The sequence below is a fragment of the Shewanella sp. 4t3-1-2LB genome (genome assembly GCF_017368415.1).
In the GTDB taxonomy this organism is placed as follows: domain Bacteria; phylum Pseudomonadota; class Gammaproteobacteria; order Enterobacterales; family Shewanellaceae; genus Shewanella; species Shewanella fodinae.
The window spans coordinates 1-5,997 of record NZ_JAFNJD010000079.1 but is presented as its reverse complement, the minus strand read 5'-3'; the positions used below and the strand labels follow the sequence as shown (position 1 = coordinate 5,997).

The window sequence follows — 5,997 nt, the reverse complement described above, 5'->3', positions numbered from 1 at the left end:
TTGTAGCGCTGTGTAACGGCTAATATATAACCTTTCGCTTTAATGAAACAATAAGTATCACTATTTGAGATAAATAAAAATTTATCTCGCTATTCACTAAATAACTGGATCTGATAAATATTCAGGAGTAAGGTTAAACCCGTTAGTAGTGATGATGGAAACATCATCATTATTTTCCGTGTAATACGGATAATAGATCAGGAGGTCTTATTTATGAGTTATGCAACCGTTAACCCTTACACCGGTGAACTGGTAAAAAAATTTCCAGATGCAACAGATGAACAGGTTGAGCAGGCGCTCACTGATGCTAACGCCGCATTCTTGAAATGGCGTGAAACATCTTTTGCTCATCGCGCTGAGATTTTGCAACGTGCCGCTAACATTCTGCGTGACAACAAGCGTAAATATGCCGAAGTACTGACCCTAGAAATGGGGAAGGTGATTGCTGAAGCCGAAGCCGAAGTTGAGTTATCAGCACAGATCCTTGAATATTATGTGAAATACGCTGAAAAACTGTTGGCTCCAGAAAAACTCGCCGTTGCCGATCCTGCGGAAGGTCAGGCCACATTGGTGCATGAACCTCTGGGTATCATTCTGGCGATTGAACCTTGGAACTTCCCCTATTATCAAATTGCCCGTATTTTGGCACCGCAGTTGTCAGCCGGAAATACCGTCATACTGAAACATGCATCCAATGTACCTCAAGCCGCTGCGGCATTTGAAAGCTTGATGCGCGATGCCGGCTTGCCTCATGGCGCATTCCAGAACCTGTATGCAACGCGTTCCCAGATTGAAAAGATTATCAACGATCCTCGAGTACACGGTGTGGCCTTGACTGGTTCTGAAGGTGCGGGTGCCGTGGTTGCCGCCCAAGCCGGTAAAGCCATGAAAAAATCCACACTGGAACTTGGTGGCGCCGATGCTTTTGTGGTGCTGGAAGATGCCGATATGCCAAAAACCGTTAAATGGGCGGTATTTGGTCGACATTGGAACGGTGGTCAAGTGTGTGTATCGTCTAAGCGTATGATTATTGTTGATAAGGTATATGACCAGTTCCTGAGTCAATATACAGAAGGTGTCGCTGGCCTGAAAGCAGGTGATCCAATGGATCCAACCACTACCTTGGCGCCTTTGTCATCTCAATCTGCCGCAGATGAAGTGAAAGAAAAAATTCGGCAAGCGGTTGCTCATGGTGCAACTGCGACTGAAGTGGGGCCTAAAGTGCCGCAAACCGGTGCTTTTGTGCAGCCAACCATTCTCACCAATGTAACGCCTGATAACCCAGCATTCTATTGGGAATTTTTTGGTCCGGTATCGATGATTTTACGGGCTAAAGATGAAGATGATGCCGTACGTATTGCCAATGATTCCCCGTTTGGCCTTGGGGGCTCGGTATTTACTTCTGATCTGAAACGCGGTGAAAAGGTAGCGCATCGGATCTCTACCGGAATGGTGTTTGTAAACCATCCAACCATGGTGAAAGCCGATTTACCGTTTGGCGGTATCCGTAATTCCGGTTATGGCCGTGAGTTGCTGGGACTGGGTTTGAAAGAGTTTGTGAACCACAAACTGGTTGATGTAGTCGATATTGACGCACCGTTCTAGGCGCGCTGATAGGGCAAGAGGGTGGCATGATGCCACCCTTTTTTATGATGACTTGTTGTTGCAAAAGCGATTATCGGCGGTGGTTATCGTTTTAGCATGTTCAAACCACCCAAATCTAGCTCCTTGGCGATGATCAAATTCACCCACATAAGGTTTGATATCAAGCACGGGAGTCCCATCCAGCAGATCCAAATTCTGGATATGAAGCAGATTGTTTTCGATTGATAATAATTCGACAACAGAGAGACCAATTGGGTTAGGGCGACGTGGCGAGCGAGTTGCAAAGAGTCCCCGTTGATTGTCGTCCAGATAAGGGGTTACCTTCATCTGAAAACCACTACATTGGTGCAGATGACATAGCAGTACAATATGGGAAAAACCTTGCAGATCGGCTAAGCCTTCAACATATTGGGGCAATAATTCAATATGCCCTTGTACATTATTAGCCCTGGATGGCTGCACTGGTGTCCCCGCTTGTTGCTGAAACGGGCTATGAACAATACCAATAGGAGTGTACTCAATTTTCATCCGAAATCATTCCTGTCAAAGCAGTTACGGCCTAATGCATCTTCGGCGCAATTATCCTCGTGAACAAGCGACCACATCACAACTTGCCTGATACTATCAATCAAATGCCAACCACAGACCCACAGTTATCATTAATACTGCGGAAATCCTATTCATCCAGCGTACATTGTTGCCTCTGCTTAAAAATAGTCGCAGACCTTTTCCACCACTGGCATAAGTCAACAGACAACTAAATTCTGTCACCAAGATGATACCAACTAATGCCGTCAATTGCGGGGCCATTGCCATATCACGGTCAATAAAAGGCGGTAACAGTGAGATCATAAACGCCCATCCTTTAGGATTGGCGATAGCGGTAACAAACCCTTGGGATATTAAGGTATGCGGGCGAACATCTGCTAACGGTAACGCCGCACCTATATCGGTATGGGTGCGCCACATATTGATACCTACCCAGATGAGATATGCGCCACCTAAATATTTCAGTCCCTGAAATAGCTGTGGATGTTGCAGCATCAACGCCGCAACCCCCATTGCCGAGGCTACTGCGACAAGCGCAACGCCAGTCAGTTCGCCTAACATCATCCATAGGGTGCGACGAACGCCTATGCTCATCCCCAGCGTCATCGCCAGTGTCATACACATGCCCGGCGTAGCAGAAACCAGTAGAAATGTTGGAATAAATGCCGCTAACAGAGAGTAGTTTTGCATCTGTCGTTAGGAATTAAATCAAAATGAAGCCTAGTCTAAACTGGTTGATGCTGGAAACAAGTATCAAGAGCCTTCGGCTACAAGCATCTGAAGTCTTAGTAACAACTATACGTAGTAATTTTTTCTGCATCAGCCAAATCATAATTGCCACCTATGACATTTTATGTCATAACAACAGCACAATCGATTAGGCTACTGAGGGCAGGGCTGCCTGCCAAAACGTGAGGGATGGTAAATGAGCAAACGTTGTCATGAAGTGGATTACGAAATCATTGGTGAAAGCATGCAACTGGTTGAGGTAGAGCTGGATCCTGGCGAAACCGTAATTGCCGAAGCTGGCGCGATGACATACATGGAAGAAGGGATCAGCTTTGAGGCGCGTATGGGCGATGGCTCGGAACCTGAATCCGGTTTCTTCGGTAAGCTGATGGGCGCCGGTAAACGAGTGCTTACCGGCGAAAGTCTATTTATGACTCATTTTACGAATGCGGGTTATGGTAAGCGGCGAGTATCGTTTGCGGCCCCCTATCCAGGGACAATTCTGGCGATAGACCTCGAACAAGTGGGCGGCGAGTTAATCCTGCAAAAAGACAGTTTCCTCGCGGCAGCGCTAGGGACCAATGTCAGTATGAAATTTAATCGTAAACTCGGTGCGGGTTTTTTTGGCGGCGAAGGTTTTATTTTACAGAGCCTTAAAGGTGATGGGATGGCCTTTATTCATGCTGGTGGCACCTTGATCCGTAAAGAACTGCAAGGGGAAACGCTACGGGTGGATACTGGCTGCCTGGTAGGGTTTACGCCTGGAATTGACTATGACATTCAGCGTGCTGGCTCATTAAAATCGATGTTATTTGGTGGTGAAGGGTTGTTCTTGGCAACATTACAGGGGCATGGCACCGTTTGGTTACAGAGCTTGCCGTTCTCACGTATGGCCGACCGGATTATTGCCCACGCACCGTCAATGGGGGGCTCTGATCGGGGTGAGGGGTCTGTGCTGGGCGGCATTGGCCGTATGCTCGATGGTCGTTAGTCTATTGTGTTGGCATATTTAAAAAGCACCGCTGACTGTGGTGCTTTTTTGCTGAAAAACGGTTGTCGTCAGTGGGTAAGAATCTCAACAATTTGCCGGGTTTTCTCGTGTAAACGAAACAGGGTTCCTTCAATGCTTACTGTGATAAGTCCATCACTATCAAGTGGTATCACCACTTTGGCCCGACCATAGATATCATTATCGAGAATATCTCCCTTGTGATAACGTTTTTGCCACCCTGGTGGTAACGGTTTACCTTGCTGCACCTTTTTTTGCAGTCCTGGTGGTAAATCCTGATGTGGGTTAGCACTGGCGGCTAACGGAGTTATCAATAGCGTCAACGATATTACTGCTAACGCTGACATGATTACGGTAGATTTCATGTTTCACCTTCCATTGCCATTATATGTTGCCATTCTTGAGCGCTAACGGGCTAAATGCTCAGAGAACCACACTTGCTGACTAACCCCATATCCGCAAATGCGGGATCTGCTTATAATTGTTTCAGTGTCAGGGGTGTTTTAAATTGGCTACTAAAACGCAGATAAACCAGCAGCCAGTAATTCAAGCTTGCATCGCCTCGGTTGTTATATGGCACCTTTGCCAATTGATAAAGATCTATTCATTAGGATGTTTTGAAGCATAGATTTTGCCAGCACCGGTGACAAATCATTCTTGTTGAATTGTTATAAAAATGTATTAAACATTATCAAGGTGTTTTTAATCTAGCCGGATAACCTAATGAGCAAATGGCTGTGATTTAGCTGTTGCAGTCGTGGAAAGGGGCCGAATCGGTAGGACGATTTGCGGCAGCTCGGCTGTCACTGTTTTCAAACAGGCAACAAGCTAGGCTGTTTCTTCAGCGGCTCGTGTCTATTGCAATTGCGAATATGGCCTCCGTGTTTATGGGAGGCCTCAGGAACGTTAATGTGAAGACACTACTGTTTTACCAATAGGTGTCAGACTCAACAATGCCAGTTTCAGATGCTGGATACCAAAAGGGATTCCTATGATGGTAATAAAGCACCCCAATGCATGGACGATGTGACCTATTGCCAGCCAGATACCAAACAGAACGAACCAGACAAGGTTGCCAATGAATCCCAAAGGGCCAGTACCTATATCTTCACGACCATAAAGCTGATCACGGCTGACGTGTTCTTGGCCGAATGGCCAGAATGTCATCTCCCCTATAACAAAGCAGGCGCGGCCAAAGGGGATGCCGATAATACTGATAAAGCAGATCAGTCCCGCCAGCCACCAAGCTAAGCCCATCACAAAGCCACCCAGTACAAACCAAGCGATATTAAAGAGAAGACGCAAAACGCCCATGTCATTGCTCCTGTTATCATAATTAGGATTTATCACTTATCTAAGTGTGACATTAGCTATATTTGTGCCACAATGTAACTATTTGAATATAAATGAATTATTATTTTATGTGGAATCTCATTGGTAGATTTGACCAGTTAGTGGTTGTTTTAACTTGGCGCTGTGACGGCGGGTATTTTACAATCGCAAGTACTGAAAAACCGTTGTTGCATCTATGCTGATAGCCCCATTTTTACTGGCACAAACCCCAGTGCAGTCTTTTGAATTTCGTGGACAGCAGTTTTATCTAAAACGCGATGATCTGTTGCATCCGCAATTTAGTGGGAATAAAGCCCGCAAATTTCGTTATTTCCTAGATCAGGATTTTTCAGAAGTTCGTCTATTGATAGGCCATGGTTCAGCTCAGGCCAACTCCTTGTACTCTATGGCGGCGTTAGCGGCACTAAAAGGTTGGCAATTAAAATTTTATGTTGATCACCTGCCACAGTGGTTACAACAAACTCCGTCAGGTAACTATAAAGCAGCACTGGCTCTGGGGGCGGAAATTGTTCCAGTGGCTGCGAAGGAACTATATGGCCTAACGGTTGGTGAATATCTGCGTGAGTCCATTTTACCAACATTGTCAGAGGCATTGTTTGTACCCGAGGGGGGGCGTTGCCAAGCGGCAGAATATGGCGTTAGGCAATTAGCACAGGAAATCCATGACTGGGCTGTTGGTGAGAATATTACCGGACTTAAATTATTTCTGCCGTCGGGAACTGGCACTACCGCATTATATTTAAGCAAATATT

At 45.9% G+C, this 5,997-nt stretch carries 6 protein-coding genes and 1 pseudogene; 3 read left to right on the top strand and 4 right to left on the bottom strand.

The features are described 5' to 3' along the window. Positions 1-213: 213 nt before the first annotated feature. Positions 214-1,605: an NAD-dependent succinate-semialdehyde dehydrogenase gene (locus J3L11_RS18365; RefSeq protein WP_207571923.1), complete on the top strand. Its 1,392-nt coding sequence runs from the start codon at positions 214-216 to the stop codon at positions 1,603-1,605. A 42-nt stretch (positions 1,606-1,647) separates the two neighbouring features. Here the strand turns inward: J3L11_RS18365 and tsaA are convergent, their stop codons facing one another. Both tsaA and J3L11_RS18355 read right to left on the bottom strand, forming a co-directional pair. Then, positions 1,648-2,133 carry a tRNA (N6-threonylcarbamoyladenosine(37)-N6)-methyltransferase TrmO gene (tsaA, locus tag J3L11_RS18360; RefSeq protein ID WP_207571922.1) on the bottom strand — a complete coding sequence of 162 codons (486 nt, stop codon included), beginning with the start codon at positions 2,131-2,133 and terminating at the stop codon, positions 1,648-1,650. A 96-nt stretch (positions 2,134-2,229) separates the two neighbouring features. Next, a complete protein-coding gene (locus J3L11_RS18355; RefSeq protein ID WP_207571921.1) occupies positions 2,230-2,844 on the bottom strand; it encodes a LysE family translocator in 615 nt (204 codons plus the stop codon). A 235-nt stretch (positions 2,845-3,079) separates the two neighbouring features. On the opposite strand from J3L11_RS18355, the gene J3L11_RS18350 reads away from it, so the two are divergent. Beyond that, on the top strand, positions 3,080-3,874 hold the full coding sequence (locus tag J3L11_RS18350) for a TIGR00266 family protein (protein WP_189615688.1): 795 nt from the start codon (positions 3,080-3,082) through the stop codon (positions 3,872-3,874). Positions 3,875-3,942: 68 nt separating this feature from the next. Here J3L11_RS18350 and J3L11_RS18345 read toward each other — a convergent pair whose 3' ends face one another. Then, positions 3,943-4,257, bottom strand: a complete 315-nt coding sequence (locus J3L11_RS18345; protein WP_189615686.1) for a hypothetical protein — start codon at positions 4,255-4,257, stop codon at positions 3,943-3,945. 541 nt (positions 4,258-4,798) lie between these two features. Beyond that, a complete protein-coding gene (locus tag J3L11_RS18340; protein WP_133037589.1) occupies positions 4,799-5,206 on the bottom strand; it encodes a YccF domain-containing protein in 408 nt (135 codons plus the stop codon). Positions 5,207-5,420: 214 nt separating this feature from the next. On the opposite strand from J3L11_RS18340, the pseudogene J3L11_RS18335 reads away from it, so the two are divergent. After that, positions 5,421-5,997 (top strand): annotated as a pseudogene (locus J3L11_RS18335) (1-aminocyclopropane-1-carboxylate deaminase/D-cysteine desulfhydrase); the annotation flags it as partial.